12 protein-coding genes and 1 riboswitch are annotated in these 16,044 nt (G+C 32.5%); of the genes, 3 read left to right on the top strand and 9 right to left on the bottom strand.

The window, feature by feature from the left end:
• Positions 1-47 precede the first annotated feature (47 nt).
• The 6 genes from Q1J40_RS00230 to Q1J40_RS00255 all read right to left on the bottom strand — a co-directional run bounded on the left by Q1J40_RS00230 (position 48) and on the right by Q1J40_RS00255 (position 6,175).
• Positions 48-1,166 (bottom strand): N-acetylneuraminate epimerase, encoded by a 1,119-nt coding sequence (locus Q1J40_RS00230; RefSeq protein ID WP_301097993.1) that lies wholly within the window; start codon positions 1,164-1,166, stop codon positions 48-50.
• 110 nt (positions 1,167-1,276) lie between these two features.
• The gene (locus Q1J40_RS00235; protein WP_301097994.1) at positions 1,277-3,124 is read right to left on the bottom strand and encodes a TRAP transporter large permease subunit; all 1,848 of its coding nucleotides are present in this window, start codon (positions 3,122-3,124) and stop codon (positions 1,277-1,279) included.
• A 67-nt stretch (positions 3,125-3,191) separates the two neighbouring features.
• On the bottom strand, positions 3,192-4,172 hold the full coding sequence (locus Q1J40_RS00240) for a sialic acid TRAP transporter substrate-binding protein SiaP (RefSeq protein ID WP_301097996.1): 981 nt from the start codon (positions 4,170-4,172) through the stop codon (positions 3,192-3,194).
• A gap of 169 nt (positions 4,173-4,341) precedes the next feature.
• Positions 4,342-4,800 (bottom strand): ribonuclease HI, encoded by a 459-nt coding sequence (gene rnhA, locus Q1J40_RS00245; RefSeq protein WP_301097997.1) that lies wholly within the window; start codon positions 4,798-4,800, stop codon positions 4,342-4,344.
• 48 nt (positions 4,801-4,848) lie between these two features.
• A complete protein-coding gene (gene purU, locus Q1J40_RS00250; RefSeq protein ID WP_301097998.1) occupies positions 4,849-5,685 on the bottom strand; it encodes a formyltetrahydrofolate deformylase in 837 nt (278 codons plus the stop codon).
• Between the two features lie 85 nt (positions 5,686-5,770).
• On the bottom strand, positions 5,771-6,175 hold the full coding sequence (locus Q1J40_RS00255; protein WP_301098000.1) for an H-NS family histone-like protein: 405 nt from the start codon (positions 6,173-6,175) through the stop codon (positions 5,771-5,773).
• Positions 6,176-6,410: 235 nt separating this feature from the next.
• Positions 6,411-6,592, top strand: a riboswitch (Lysine riboswitch).
• Positions 6,593-6,699: 107 nt separating this feature from the next.
• Between Q1J40_RS00255 and Q1J40_RS00260 the strand changes: the two genes are divergently transcribed.
• Positions 6,700-8,241 (top strand): Na+/H+ antiporter NhaC family protein, encoded by a 1,542-nt coding sequence (locus tag Q1J40_RS00260; protein WP_301098002.1) that lies wholly within the window; start codon positions 6,700-6,702, stop codon positions 8,239-8,241.
• A 677-nt stretch (positions 8,242-8,918) separates the two neighbouring features.
• Here Q1J40_RS00260 and Q1J40_RS00265 read toward each other — a convergent pair.
• Positions 8,919-10,127, bottom strand: a complete 1,209-nt coding sequence (locus Q1J40_RS00265) for an aromatic amino acid transport family protein (RefSeq protein ID WP_301098003.1) — start codon at positions 10,125-10,127, stop codon at positions 8,919-8,921.
• Between the two features lie 233 nt (positions 10,128-10,360).
• Here Q1J40_RS00265 and Q1J40_RS00270 point away from each other — a divergent pair, with 233 nt between their 5' ends.
• On the top strand, positions 10,361-11,749 hold the full coding sequence (locus Q1J40_RS00270) for a nicotinate phosphoribosyltransferase (RefSeq protein WP_301098005.1): 1,389 nt from the start codon (positions 10,361-10,363) through the stop codon (positions 11,747-11,749).
• Between the two features lie 21 nt (positions 11,750-11,770).
• The gene (locus tag Q1J40_RS00275) at positions 11,771-13,747 is read left to right on the top strand and encodes a tetratricopeptide repeat protein (protein WP_301098006.1); all 1,977 of its coding nucleotides are present in this window, start codon (positions 11,771-11,773) and stop codon (positions 13,745-13,747) included.
• A 102-nt stretch (positions 13,748-13,849) separates the two neighbouring features.
• Here Q1J40_RS00275 and Q1J40_RS00280 read toward each other — a convergent pair whose 3' ends face one another.
• Together Q1J40_RS00280 and Q1J40_RS00285 are read right to left on the bottom strand one after the other, a co-directional pair.
• On the bottom strand, positions 13,850-15,745 hold the full coding sequence (locus Q1J40_RS00280; protein ID WP_301098008.1) for an amidohydrolase: 1,896 nt from the start codon (positions 15,743-15,745) through the stop codon (positions 13,850-13,852).
• On the bottom strand, positions 15,726-16,007 hold the full coding sequence (locus Q1J40_RS00285; RefSeq protein WP_301098009.1) for a DUF1427 family protein: 282 nt from the start codon (positions 16,005-16,007) through the stop codon (positions 15,726-15,728). The genes Q1J40_RS00280 and Q1J40_RS00285 overlap by 20 nt, the downstream gene beginning before the upstream one ends.
• Between the last annotated feature and the right edge of the window lie 37 nt (positions 16,008-16,044).

Genomic DNA, 16,044 nt, shown 5'->3' on the forward strand with positions numbered 1-16,044 from the left:
TTTTTAATACATGTCAAAATATATTATTCTTGAGAATCTAAATAATATTATTCAACAACAACTTTACCATTATTAAAGCTCATTGATTTAACTTCTGTAAGCGCCTTGCCACCATCAGTTTCGCCACCAATCATAAGCACTTTATCGCCATAATTTACAGCAACACCATAAGCGATATTTATTGGGTATTCACCAACAACATTCCATTTGCCATTACTAAATTCATAAATATCATTGTGATAAGTTTTTGTTAAACCTTTATGAGCCCAATTCATACCATCTTTAAATTGTTTAACAGAACCAGGGAAGTTTGCACCACCAGTTACAATATAATGACCATTTGAATAGCCTCCCATTGCACCAGCTAAACCATCTTGAGCTTGATTTTTCACACCTGGTAGATCTGGAAGTTGTTTCCATTCAACGCCATTTTTGCCAAATTTACCTTGATAAGTTGTCGCTGTGCGAAGCCCCGGTTTTATTTCACCATTAACAACCATTAACTTATCGCCATCAATGCTAAACATTGCACCAGCTCTGGGATAACCCGGGCCTTCATTAGTCCATTTATTTGATGACGGCTGATAGCTTAAAAGCTCTGTTGTAAAGAAATAATCTGCTGGAGCTTGATCATAATAAGCTTCTAAAATTGCATCTTGTTTTGCTTTATCATCCCCCGCAGTTGCCAAATCATCAAAAATACCATCAAAAATGTTGATGTTTGAACCACCTAAAATATAGATTTTATCACCATGAGAAGCACCTGCTGCACCGACCAATCCACGAGGAGAACGAGTCGGTAATTTAGTCCATGTATTTGTTACAGGATCATAACTATAAGCATCATTAACCAAATTTAATGCGCCTTTAGCATTTTTTTGGTAACCACCAAAAATATATAATTTTCCATCTACTACACCAGATACTGGCTGATTACGATCACCACCTGGAAATTTCGCAATTTCTTTCCATGCTTTTGGATCTTTTAAATCAAGTGAATAGAATTTTATTGTACCTGTACCACCTAATCCAACATAAACAGTATCACCAATTACTGCTCCTGTACCACTTTTGATACCTTCAGGCAGATCTGGATACTGAGCAGCTCGTGCTACAAACGCCGTCATTGCTAATACTGAAAATAATACTGTTTTTGTAAATTTCATTTTATTACCCCATTTTAACTAGTAAGAATGAATATCTATTCAGATACAATGTTGAATAGTGATTTTTTAAGTTAGCCGAATACGGCTAACTTAGTTCTAATGTTTATATGCTAAGGCATAATAAGATTTGGAATAAATGTAATAATTTGTGGAAAAATTGTAATTAATATCAATGTGATAAAAATCGGAACAAGGAATGGTAAAACGCCTTTTGCAACTGTACTTACAGGCATGTTACCTACACGAGCAACGACAAATAATGCCATTCCCATTGGTGGTGTAAGAATACCAATCATCATATTTAATGTCGTCATCACCCCAAAGAAAATCAAATCTATACCAAAATGTTGTGCAATTGGAATCAACATCGGTAATACCAAAAACTGTAAGGCTAAGGCATCAATAAACATACCTAAGAATAACAATAATAAGTTAATCATAACTAATACAGTGATTGGCGAATTAGCCACAGCCATAAACATGTCTGCTATTCTCATTGCAACTTGCTCACGAGCAATCATATCCCCAAAAAAAGTCACTGTCATAACCATTAAAGCTGTTACACCTGTAATTGCCACTGCTTCTACACAACTATTAAATAGTATCTTAATATTTAATTCTCTATATACAAACATACCGATGATTGTAGAGTAAAGCGCTGCAATAACAGCAGCCTCTGTCGGAGTAAAGAAACCAGAGAAGATACCACCAATAATTAAAATTGGTGTAAATACTGCCCAAACTGCTTTTTTAAATGCTTGACAACGTTGTTGTAAAGTTGCTTTGGGTGTTCTTGGATAACCACGTTTTTTAGCAATGTAATAATTCATTGACATTAATGCAGCAGTAACTAGCACACCTGGTATAAATCCAGCAACGAATAATTTTGCAATAGATTGGTTTGCAATAACTCCATAGATAATCATAGAGATACTAGGAGGCACAAGAGGGCCGATAATACATGATGCTGCAGTAATTCCACCACACATATCATCATCGTAACCAGCATCACGCATTGCTTTAATTTCAAGTTGCCCCAATCCACCAGCATCTGCTAAAGCAGAACCAGACATACCTGAAAAAATTAGACTAGCACCAATATTTACATGCCCCATACCGCCACGATAATGGCCTAATACAGCACTTGCAAAATTAAAGATACGTTCTGTAATTCCTCCTGTATTCATTAAAATACCAGTTAAGATAAAGAAAGGAACACTAAGAAGAGAAAAACTATTTAAGCTATCTACAAGTTTATTTGATGCTGAATTTACAATATTCCATCTAGTCATCAAGAAATAAAGTATAGTAGCAATAAATAATGACCAACCAACTGGTGTTCCTAAGAACATAATAATAAGCCAAACAACTAATACAACATAAACAGCTGAATCTCCTAATTTGACATAATTTGAAATACGAAGGGTTCTGTACCAATTGGGTTCAATAAATACAATAGCAAAAATAATAATAGTAAAAATTACGTATGCTGTAACTGGAATATAAGTTAATCCATTATTTATATTGCTTTGCTGAGCTTGTAAGAATCGAAAAAGCATTAAAAGGGAAATAAATGGTAACGCTGCATATAACCACTTTTCAGATATACCTAAAGAAACAATCTCAAAACTAGAGTCTAACCAAACCTTAAACCCTAAATAGATAAAAAGAACAATAGAAATAAAAATTAGAATTTGAACAAATGAATTGGCAACTTTTTTTACTTTTTCAGGTAAATAGTTAGTAATGAAATCAATATATACGTGTTGTTGACTTCTAATTGCCATGCTTATACCGAGTAATGCGACATAAATAAAAAGTAATCTAGCTAACTCTTCACTCCAAATAAATGGTGAGTCGAATACTTGGCGAGCCAAAATCTGAGCAATAAGAATGATAAAGATGGCGATAAACATCACACCGCCTATCCACTCCTCTAATTTGTTTATTATTTTCATAAATACCTCAAATAATCCAATAAAAACAACCCTTACCCTTGAAGTAAAAGGGTAAGGTAATACGATATTACTTCGTTAAATTAGAGATTTCTTCAATAGCTTTTTTACCAACATCACCATTTTTATTTAAGTATTCATCATAATATGGTTGAAGAGCTGCTTTAAATGGTTTTAAGTCTGGAGTTGTAACTGTTACACCATTATCCTTAAAGAAGGCAATCAAACTTTCTTCGCCATCAGTAAACAATTTAGAATGATATTCGGCTGCTTTTTCCGCTGCATCTTTCACTACTTTTTGTAGATCTTTTGGTAAGTCAGCAAGAGTTTCATTACTTACTAAATAAAGTTGGTCATTCAAAATATGATTTGTTAACGCCAAATATTTTTGAACTTCATAGAATTTTTGAGCTTCAATAGTTGATAATGGATTTTCTTGACCATCTACAGAATTAGTTTGAAGTGCTAAATAAACTTCTGAAAATGCCATTGGTGTAGGTGATGCTCCAACATATTTTGCAAATGCTAAGTTAGTTGCTGCATTTGGTACACGAATTTTTAAGCCTTTCATGTCATCAATACTATTAATCGCTCTATTTGATGTTGTTTGACGAGTACCATTATATGCATCAGCCAAAACGGTCATACCTAGTTCACTATTAATTTTTTTAAGTAAACCTTTACCAAACTCAGTTTCAAATAAAGCTTTTTTAGCTGTACCAAAATCAGGGATCATATATGGCAAAGCAAAGACTTCTGCTTCAGGATAGAAAATTTGAAAACGAGCAGACTCACCTAGTGTAAAATCTAGAGCCCCATCTTTTAACTGTTTCATCATTACACGGTCATCCCCTAACTGTGCACTTGGATAAATAGAAATATCAATTTTACCAGCTGATTTATCTTTGACCTCATTAGCAAAGAACTCAACTGCTTTATATTCATTTGAACTAGGGCCTGCAACCATACCAAATTTTAAATCATAATCAGCAGCAAAAGCTGATGTGGCTAAACCAAGTAAAGATGCAAGTAGTAGTTTTTTAAATTTCATAATGATTTCTCCTGTATTGGTTATTCTATGAGTCTAATAGTAGATTATTTAACCACAAGTTTAAACTTGGTTTTATTTTAAAGTGAAAATTTCATTTTTGATATATAAAATGAAGTTTTATTTCAAAAATGATAAGTAGGTCACAAAATTGAAAAGGTGGTATTTAAATTTAAGGTTGATATCCTGAATCAACAAAAGTTGGAGAGCTAGCTCCAGCTTTGGCAAGCTTGTCACATATTTCATTTTCTGTATGGCCTGAATGTCCTTTTATCCACAACCACTCGATAATATGAGATTGAATAGCAATGTCTAGTTTTTCCCATAAATCTTGATTTTTCACCGGTTGTTTACTACTTGTTTTCCAATTATTGGCTTTCCAGTTGCTCATCCACTTTTCAATGCCATTTTTCATATATTGGCTATCGCTAGATAATAAAATATGACAAGGTTCTTTTAATGTTGATAAAGCTTCAATAACTGCTAATAACTCCATTCTGTTATTTGTTGTCAAATAGAATCCTTTGCTAATTTCTTTTGTATGATGTTTATAGCGTAAAAAGCAACCAATACCACCTGGCCCAGGATTACCTAAACAAGATCCATCTGTAAAAATTTCAATTTTTTTCATTTATTCTTCCCATCATTAAATTTCTCAAAGTAACCCTGTTGCATTAAATTACATAACTATAGTTTTATTTTTATAAACAAAAACACGATCTGATAAAACTAGATCTAAAGCTCTGCTTAATACTGTTTTTTCTACATCTCGACCGGCTCGCATCATTGCATCAGCTGTATAAGTATGATCTATATTTATCACATTTTGCATAATAATTGGACCTTGATCCAATTCATTATTAATGAAATGAGCAGTTGCACCTATAATTTTTACACCTCGATCATAGGCTTGTTGATATGGCTTTGCACCAATAAAAGCAGGTAAAAATGAATGATGAATATTGATCACTCTATTCGGATAACGCTCAACAAACTCTGGATTTAGTACCCTCATATATTTAGCCAATACAATATAATCTGGAGTATATTTATCTATTTGTTCACTAAGTAACTTATCATGCTTAACTCTACTCAATCCTTCATGACTTACTAATTGAAAAGGAACATTAAATTTTTCAGTCAATTCTCGTAAATTATCATGATTTCCAATTACAGCAGCAATATCAACATCTAAGCCTCCATAATAATTTTTCATCAAAATATCACCTAGACAATGAGCCTCTTTTGTCACAAGAATCACTATTCTTTTACGTTGTTTGGAGACTAACTTATAAGTAGCACCTTCTGGCAACATAAATTTCAAATCAGCAAGAAACGTTTCATCATTAAAAATACCTTTTAATTCTGTTCTCATAAAAAATCTATGAGTATCATTATCAACAAATTCTGTATTATTAATGATATTTAATTGATGTTTATAACAAATATTAGTAATTTTAGCGACTAACCCTTTATAATCTGGCGACTCTGTTAATAAAATTTTATCTTCAATCATCTCTATTTCCTTAATTTTAAAATAAAAAAAGAACCCACTACTAATGGATTCTTTTCAAAAAATAACTCTATAACGAAGTAAGTACCTAAATTTCGAAATCTTCCAAAGACTTACCAGCATCTAGTGCTTTTTGTAATGCCTTCGGTGTTCTTCCTTGACCTGTCCATGTTTTTTCAATCCCATTATCCATAAATTTATATTTAGGAGGGCGAGGAGAACGAGATTCACGCTTTTTACCTGATAAAGAACCTCCCAATAATAATACGAGTTCTTCAGCAGAAATACCATCTTGTGCTAATAATTCTTTATATTTATTTAAGCTCTCCTGACGTTTTGCTTCTTCTGCTTCTAATACTCTAATTTCTTCGCGCTTCTCCTCTACAACAGTATTTACCTTTTCGAGCAATAATTCTAACTGTTCCAATGAAGACTCTCTTGCAAGTGCTCTCAAGCTACGAATATTTGATAATGTTTTGATTAAATCTGACATTAATACACTCCTAGAAATTTAATTTTTAAATATTTTATATATTATATATTTTATATTAACTCAATATTTTTTTTTGGTAAATATAATCTTTAAAATCTCTGCAATTTTTATTATAACAAATAGGATATATTTGTATTTGAAATTGAACGTATTCTATCTTACTTTTATTTTAAATAAAATTTCACCATTTTTCACTTGGCAAGTATGATTTATTAATGTAATCTACTTCTGTCCTACAAATTGTAGAGGTGCAAATATTATAAGTATTTTTTCTGAGTGGAAAACGTTGAAGAAAAAAGAAAGGAATATTTGCCGAAGTTAGTTAAGCGTCATCTTAATTAGCTGGGGTCGTTATCGAAAGGTGCGACACTGTCACAAGGTAATCATTTTATTACCTTGTGGAGCGCTACTGTTTAGGCTAGGATTTTTACATTTATCCTTTCCTTATCTTTATACAGATTTTCAGTAGATCTCTTTCTTTGTTTGACTGTTATTTTATTATCAAAAACAATCCTAGAGGTTTTATGAATTTAATTGATTATTCAACATCTGCTTGGTCAGTGCTTCCACCACTACTTGCACTACTACTTGCAATATTCACACGAAGAGTAATTATATCTTTAAGTATCGGTATTATAGCTGGAGCATTAATGCTTAATAATGCTAATGTCACTAATTCTATAATCTACTTAAAAAATACTATATTATCTTTAGTCTATAGTGAAAATAGATTAAATTCGAATAACATTAATATTATTCTATTTTTAATATTGTTGGGGATACTCACTGCTTTATTTAGTATCTCTGGTAGTAATCAGGCATTTGCGTCTTGGGTTAAAAATCATATCAAAGGAAAGCGAGAAGCAAAATTAATGGCTGCATCATTAGTTTTCTTTACTTTTATTGATGATTATTTCCATAGTCTTGCAGTAGGTGCAATAGCTCGTCCAGTGACCGACAAATTTAAAGTATCCAGAGCTAAATTAGCCTATATATTAGATTCGACGGCTGCTCCAATGTGTGTATTAATGCCAATTTCTAGTTGGGGAGCTTATATTATTACTTTAGTTGCAGGATTATTAGCTACATATGGTATAACAGGATACTCTCCTTTAGGTGCCTTTATGACAATGAGTGCAATGAATTTGTATGCAATTTTCTCAATTATTATGGTATTTTTAGTTGCGTATTATTCTTTAGATTTTGGCCCAATGCGGCGTTTTGAACAACAAGCTTTGCTAATGACTGAGAGTATTAATTTAAATATCGATCAAAATACAGAAGGAAAAGTTCGCAATCTTATTTTGCCCATCGTAGTACTCATTATAGGAACTGTAACTATGATGATGATTACAGGTAATCAAGCACTTGCAGAAAATAAAAAAACTTTTGATATTTTAGGTGCATTTGAAAATACAACTGTTGGTATTTCTCTTGTTGTCGGTGGGATAAGCTCATTAATTACTGCTTCAGTACTTATTATGATTGATAAAAAGATAAATATTAAAGAATATGCATCAATTTATATTATTGGTGCAAAATCAATGAGCGGTGCAATTCTTATTTTATTTTTTGCTTGGACAATCAATGGAATTGTAGCAGACATACAAACAGGGAAGTACTTATCTTCTCTCGTTGCAGATACGATTAATCCAATATTTCTACCTGTTATTTTATTTATATTAGGCAGTTTTATGGCATTTTCTACAGGAACAAGTTGGGGAACTTTTGGAATTATGCTACCTATTGCAGCTGCAATGGCAACTAATACAGATCCAAGTTTACTCCTACCTTCACTATCAGCAGTAATGGCTGGAGCAGTATGTGGTGACCATTGTTCACCAATTTCAGACACAACTATTCTCTCCTCTACTGGTGCACAATGTAATCACATGGTTCATGTTACATCTCAGTTACCTTATGCTTTAGTTGTTGCAACTACAACAGCGATTGGATATTTAATCTTAGGACTCACTAAATCAGCTTTATTAAGCTTCATTACAACAGGCTCACTACTTGCTATATTCATTATCATAGTTAAATCTAAACAAAATAAAAACAGCTAGCTTAAAATAAGCAATAAATTAATTTGCAAAATTGATCTGCTCCCTAAAAGGTAAGATTCAAGCCAACTACTTGAGGGGCAGATTTTCTATGAAAAAATATATCCAATATTTTAAAAAGTATACCGTAAATCTTTATTTAGATAATCAACAATATATTCCTTTAACCTATTGTTACTTTAATCTTCTAGAGAAAGCTTTATAGATAATTAACTAAACATCAATATTTTGGAACGAGTAAACTCACCATATAAATACCCTCTAAAATAGTACAATCATTTGTATAATTTCTTATAAAATATTCACAAAAGGAGTAGTTTTCTGATTTATCACTTTCAATCCACACAAATACAGATAGTATATAGATTTAACAGGTGCTACAGTCTGAATTTCGTCCATTACACCAATAATTAAAATTAATTTAGCTTAGTTGTTTAAGATAGCCCCTTAAAATAAAGAGGCTGAGTAAATACAATATCAAATATGATCCCTAAAATAACAATCTAATATTTTATATGGTGGATTATTTGACCAATTTTTTCTTATTCTAAAATCTATTGTATTTCAATTAAATACATTGTTATACAAAATTTATATAAGACATCTTTATACATTTATAAGTTAGTATATAGGCTTGGCTTATAAATAATAGATTAAATGCTATTTTAGTAAACTGTGAATTAACTAATCACAGATGGAAGTAATCCACTTTGAATTAAGAATGGCACACACATAATAAGTATACCTAAAACTAGAGCTAAGACTAAAGCAACATTTCCACCTAAAACACGATATTCTAAATCTGAGTACTTTTTGCGTAACATCCATGCCATACCAACAGGTAATACAAGCCCATAGAATGTAAACATTTGTCCTGCATAACTTAAAACACCGAGAAAATCACGGTAGAATAATGCAAATATTAAAACAGGTACGAAAGTCAGTAAGCTTAGAGAAATACGATTCGCTTTAATATTAACACGCTTAAGTAAATCATCTAAACAATCAACAAGTGCTAAAGCAACACCTAAATAGGATGTAATTAATGCTAAAGAAGAAAATATACGCACAGATTCACTGATAAAACTACTTCCTGTCGCTTGTAATGTTGCCTCAATTAAGCCATTTAATGTCGGATCTTTACTAATAATTTCTACAAATTGTAGTTGTGAAAATACCCCATGTGTAGCCATTTGCCATAAGATGTAAGCAATAAGAGGGATTGCGGTACCGCCAATAATAGCAATACGTAAGCGGCGAATATCCCCATCTAAGTAGTTATTAATACTAGGGATAACCACATGGAAGCCAAATGATGTAAAGAATACAGGGCTTGCAGAAATGATCACTAAGTATTTTAACGGCATTGCACCTAGATTTTCTACTGTTGCTAAAGGCAACATCATGTAAAGAACAAAAAAGAATGCAACTAACTTTATTATAAAAAGAACTCGAGTAAAAGCATCAACAGCTTGAGTACCAATTGTTACGGCAATTGCAAAAAATACAATAAATACTGTAATAGAAACAGTCTCTGCGTTAGCACCTACAAATTCTAGGAATGGAGCAAGTAGATTACCACCGCCCAACGCATATACAGTTAAAATTGCATACATAAATATAACAAGTGATAAGGTAGCAAGTACTCGTCCTGCCATCCCAAAATGCTGTTCAGCAAGGGTCGCAATTCCAGCATCTTTACGTTCTGCTTTTTGATAAACCTCAACAAATAATAAAGCACTATATGAAAGAAGTAACCATAATATAAAGAGTAAGAGCATTGTATAACTAAAGCCCATTTCTGCAGAAGTAAGTGGCATAGCTAACATTCCAGCACCAATTGTTGTCCCAGCTACAATTAAAGCACTTCCTAAGGTTTTATTTTTCATATGATTACCAAACAAAATAAAAAGATAGAATTATTCTAGCAAACAATAAATTATTTTGTAAACATTTTATTACATAGTAATTTGTTTTTTACATTTAAATATAAATATAAATGTAATACCTTTGTGTGAAAATTGATATAAATTTGGGATATTAAATAGGCTTTTTATTTAAATTTTGGTAAAGTGGATATATCAAAAATATATAGTTAGACTGATTATAGTGAGAAAATGAAATGTACTCATCAAATTTTAATAACCTACTTCTAAATGTCGATAGTTATAAAGCATCCCATTGGTTACAATATCCCCCTAATACAGAATATATTTCTTACTATATTGAAGCACGAAAAAGTAGTTTCGATCTCGTTATGTTTGGCTTACAAGCCTTTATCAAAGAGTATTTACTTACTCCTATTACTCAAGCAGATATTGAACAAGCAGAAATTACACTTACAGCACATGGATTGCCTTTTCATAAAGAAGGTTGGCAACGATTACTTAAAAAATATAATGGTTTATTGCCAATTAAAATAGATGCAGTTCCTGAAGGTACAGTATTACCTGTGGGGAATGTTGTATGTCAAATTGTAAATACGGATCCTGAATTTTATTGGCTTTCTGGTTATTTAGAAACAGCTCTACTGCGTGCAGTTTGGTATCCTTCGACTGTGGCAAGTATTTCTTATTTCTGTAAACAAAAAATTAAACAAGCTTTATTAAAGTCTTCAGATACGCTTGATGGTTTAGATTTTCAACTTCATGATTTTGGTGCAAGAGGGGCATCTAGCTTAGAAACAGTTGCATTAGGTGGTTTGGCTCATTTAGTCAATTTTAGAGGAACGGATAGTGTGTCAGCATTATTGGCTGCTAAACGTTGGTATAACGTGACTAAAATGCCAGCGTTTTCTATCCCTGCGGCAGAACATAGTACTATCACAGCTTGGGGAAAAGATAATGAGGCCATGGCTTACGATAATATGATTACACAATTTGCTGGCAAAGATAAAATCTATGCGGTTGTATCAGATAGCTATAATTTATGGAATGCATTGGAAAATATTTGGGGAGAACAACTTCATCAAAAAATTAAAGAAAAAGGTGGTAGATTAGTTATTCGCCCTGACAGTGGTGATCCGATTGAAATTGTATGTAAAACCCTTGAGATCTTAGCAGAAAAATTTGGGACTACTATAAACAGTAAAGGTTATAAGGTCTTGCCTGATTACATTCGTATTATTCAAGGTGATGGAATCAATATGACTTCTCTCGATCCTATTTTAGATGCAATTATGCAAAAAGGGTTTAGTGCCGAAAATGTCAATTTTGGTATGGGTGGAGGTCTATTACAACAAGTGAATCGAGATACAATGAGCTGGGCAATGAAAGCTAGTGCAATTTGTATCAATGGCGAATGGAAAGATATTTTCAAAGCTCCTATCACCAGCCAAATGAAACGTTCTAAAAAAGGTATTCAAGCCTTAATTCACGAAAATAACCAATGGCAAACCATTCGACAAGATGAACTTGCTGATCGTGAAAATCAATTAAAAACAGTTTTCCTAAATGGTGAGTTATTAGTGGATGAGCATTTAGATAGTATTCGTAAAAAGACGTTAGGCTAAACTTGATATTTGGAGAGTTATATGAATAAAAATCAATTGAATAAATTGTTCAAAGAAGGAAAAAAATTATTTGATGATGGGAAGTATGATGATTCAATTGAAAAATTAAATCTGTTTTTAAAGCAATTCAATGAGATTGATTCTGAGGAAATAGCAAGTAAAGCAAGTTTTATTCAACAAAAAATCAATGCGCAATTTTGGTTAGGACGTTGTTATTTAGAGAAAGGGAATAAAGAACCAGATAGTCAGAAAGCACAGAGCCACTATGATACTTCAATAACCCATCATAAACAGCAATTAGTTTTAGCAAAAGTCTTAATCGATTATAAGGAAGAAAAAGGACTGGAAGAGCAAATCTATGCAGAATCTTGGTTAGGTGGTTGTTATTTAGAGAAAGGAAATAAAGAACCAGATAACCAGAAAGCACAGAGCTACTATGATACTTCAATAACGCATAATAAACAGCGATTAGATTTAGCAAAAAACTTAACTAGGTATAATGAAGAAAAAGGACTAGAAAAGCAACTTAATGCAAAATCTTTGTTAGGACACTGTTATTTAGAGAAAGGGAATAAAGAGCCAGATAATCAAAAAGCACAAAGCTACTATGATATATCAATAATTCATTATGAACAACAATTGGCTTTGGCAAAAACATTGACCAATTATGGTGAAGAGAACGCTTTGAAAGAGAAAGCTTTGAAAAAGCAACTCAATGCACAATTTAGGTTAGGACATTGTTATTTAGCAAAAGGAGAAAATCAAAAAAACAGCAATAATTTTGATAAGTCAATAAAATATTTTAATTTTACTTTAAAATTAATTAAAGAAGTTGGAGGGGATTATTTAAAAAAATATAATTATGTGAAATATTTTCAACTACAGAGTTATTGGAGGAAATTATCCCTAATAAACAATAGATTATTACTAGCTAAATTTTATATAAAAAAAACACAGCTAGTCTTTTCAATGATTGATGGTATCAATAATATAAATTTAAAAAAATCCATATCAAGAATTCAATCTCTTTTATTAATATCTCCTATTGAAATAGATAATATAGCTTTTTCTCATTATACGACTCCTAGTGTTTGTGAACTATTACTAGGTATAAAACGGGTTTCGAAAGATATAGGTTCAACAGCGATGAGAATGAATAGCTCAAGCTATATGAATGATCCTTTAGAGGGTAAAAGTTTATTAGAATTTTTAAATCAACAAGAATTACAGATTGAAAATAAAATAGATGTAAAAGCACATAATGCATTTTTTACTTGTTTTTCTAATCGAGTTAATGATCTTAATCAGTTTAGATTATATGGAAAAGTTGATAATGTTGAAGCTTCAGGATGTTGTTTAGTCTTCTCTAAAGATAAATTAGTTAAATATGAGTATACTAATCCTATAAAGTTAGAAATTAATCAAGATAATACTATAAAGCAGGATAATCAGGATAATATAGATAAAAAATCTAATAAGTTACCTCTATATCAAGTAGCTTATATCTTTTATAAAGATGAATATATTAAGAGGGATGAATATGATATTTTCAAAGATAAAAATAAAAAGTTTGGTATTTACTTAAAACCTGTTAGCAGTAATACTATTTGGGAAGAGTTTAGAAGAGAAAATCTAGCAACAGAATTAGATAACCTACGAAAAATATTAGATGAAGAAAATCTATCTGAAGGAGAAAAGTTAAATGCATTAGAATATATTCGGTACTTGTTTAAAGATTATGCATTTAGAGATGAGGAAGAATTTCGCTTATTAAGAATTGAGCCAATAGATTCAGAGGATGTCAAATATTGTTTAGATACTAATTCACTCTATTTAGAATATGGTTTTATAGGTGATATGGTTGATGAAGTGATTTTAGGTACAAATTATGAATATACATCACAAAAATATAAAACAGAGGTATTTAAACACTTGTTACATAAACAATACCTTCATATAAAGGTAAGCCATTCTTCGTTACCAATTAGTCACCCATAAAGTATCTATAAGCATGACTATACAAGCGGTCGGATTCCGCTAGTAATTTGCAAAACCCGACCGTTTTTCTATATTATTAATACTACTAATAATAGAGTAAAATTAAGCCATCCAGCAAGAGCAACCTAAAGCACCAAAGAAACCTTTAAGGTCAGAACTTGGTACATTAGATCCCCATGCTCTAGCATGATCATGTCCATGTACTCCACAAGCACTTCCACAGCCACAACTTGCAACAGCTTGTTGACGAATTGGAGACAGTGAATTTTTGCCTGCACCTTCAGGATCGCCCCAAGCCGCAAATCCTTTATATTTACGCACTGGAGACCAATCTGGCATTGCTGGTGGAACTGGATTATCATCTAATGAAGTGAAATCACCATCCCCAAATACAACGCGTCCACCAACTACAGTAAGATGTGAAGTTAAGAACGAAATTTCATCTTCTGATACTGTAAAGTAATCCTTACTTGGTACGATAAAGTCAGCAAATTGTCCAACTTCAATACGTCCACGTTTACCTTCCTCATTAGAGAACCATGCAACATTTTCTGTCCACATACGTAATGCAGTTTCACGATCTAAAAGATTCGCACGTGGATATAGACTTGTTCCACCAACTGTTTTACCTGTAACTAACCAAGCAAGAGCAACCCAAGGGTTATAAGAAGCAACACGAGTTGCATCTGTACCTGCAGAGACTTTTACGCCACGATCCAAAATTTTCTTAACTGGTGGAGTTGCTTCTGCAGCTGCTACACCATAACGTTCTACAAAGTATTCACCTTGATATGCCATACGATGTTGTACTGCAACACCGCCGCCTAGTGCAGCAATTCGATCAATAGATTTATCTGAAATAGTTTCAGCATGGTCAAAGAACCAATTAATGCCATCTAATGGGATATCCTTATTCACTTTTTCAAATACATCTAATGCACGAGAAATGGTTTCATCATAAGTTGCATGTAGACGCCAAGGCCATTTATTTTCAGCTAAAATACGTACAACTTCTTCCAATTCACCTTCCATTTGAGGAGGCATATCAGGACGTGGTTGACGGAAGTCTTCAAAGTCAGCAGCGGAGTATACTAACATTTCACCAGCACCATTATGTCTGAAATAGTCATTACCTTGTTTATATTTAACTGAAGATGTCCAATTTAAGAAATCTTCTTTTTCTTCTTTCGGTTTTTGTGTAAACAAGTTATAAGCGATACGTACAGTCAATTGATTTTCATCTGATAATTTTTGTATAACCTCATAATCATCAGGGTAGTTTTGTGAACCACCACCAGCATCAATAATACCAGTGATACCTAAACGGTTTAACTCACGCATAAAATGACGGGTTGAATTTAATTGATATTCAAAAGGAAGTTTTGGACCTTTTGCAAGAGTTGCATAGAGAATACTTGCATTTGGTGCAGCTAATAATAATCCTGTTGGATTACCCTTGCTATCACGTACAATTTCTCCCCCCACTGGATTTGGAGTATCTTTTGTATAACCCACTACACGTAATGCCGCAGCATTTAGTATTGCACGATCATATAAATGTAAAATAAATACTGGAGTGTCTGGTGCTATGGCATTAATTTCATCAATAGTTGGTAATCGCTTCTCTACAAATTGATGCTCAGTAAATCCACCCACAACACGCACCCATTGGGGTGCAGGAGTAATATCAACTTGTGCTTTTAGCATAGCAAGAGCATCAGAAAGACTACGTACCCCATCCCAGCGAAGTTCAAGGTTATAATTTAATCCACCTCGAATTACATGAGTATGGTTATCAAAAAGTCCAGGTAATACACCACGGCCTTTTAAATCAATTTTACGAGTGCTTTCGTCTGCTAAATGTACAATATCTGCATCAGAACCAACAGCTAAGAATTTACCATCTTTAACTGCAACAGCTTGAGCAACGGGTTGAGCTTTATTTAAAGTTGTAATATTACCATTGTAAAAAATGATATCAGGAATTTGATTTGTCATGATTTTTATCCTCCACTTTTATCGAATGTTTACTTGGTAGCTCTCCTAAAGCAGATTTTGTAGCGTTAGTTTCTTGGTCAGCATTAACAAAACTTTGCTCTGTAAACATATTTTTAGCCACAGGAATGATTTGTTCGCCAATGAGCATACCAAGCAAACCTAATAGTGCGACAATAGGAGGTGCTGGAGATCGGACATTTAGGGCATAATAAATTACACCAACAAAAATACCGACACCAAAGCTAAGAAGATACATTTTCATTTTTTTACCTGTAAAAAAGCGGTTCGATTGTTACTAT

The organism is Otariodibacter sp. (genome assembly GCF_029256985.1).
GTDB lineage: Bacteria > Pseudomonadota > Gammaproteobacteria > Enterobacterales > Pasteurellaceae > Otariodibacter.